Source organism: Paraburkholderia sp. SIMBA_030 (genome assembly GCF_046535245.1).
In the GTDB taxonomy this organism is placed as follows: domain Bacteria; phylum Pseudomonadota; class Gammaproteobacteria; order Burkholderiales; family Burkholderiaceae; genus Paraburkholderia.
On sequence record NZ_JAWRXB010001307.1, the window covers coordinates 1 to 247 of the forward strand.

1 protein-coding gene is annotated in these 247 nt (G+C 70.0%); it reads left to right on the plus strand.

The window, feature by feature from the left end:
• Positions 1-27: 27 nt before the first annotated feature.
• Positions 28-247 (plus strand): hypothetical protein (locus tag SB772_RS44280; protein WP_410839060.1); only part of this gene is annotated, 220 nt, incomplete at its 3' end.

Sequence of the window (247 nt, forward strand, 5' to 3'; positions counted from 1 at the left end):
GTCAAGGCGGGGCTCATGGCGGGGGTCATGGCAACGCCGCGCGGCACGTCGCACGCGGCATTACGGAAGGCTGGGAGGACCGGCTTTGTATCACGAAAGCGCGGCGCGGAGCAACCGCAAGGACGGGGTTCGGCCCCGCAAATAAAACGCGCGGCCCGTGCCGCGCTGCGTGTCACTCCGGCCGCCCTGCGTCTGCTGCGGCTGAACGCCCCGAAGTCCTGCGAGTGCCGGGAAACCGGCCAGCTTG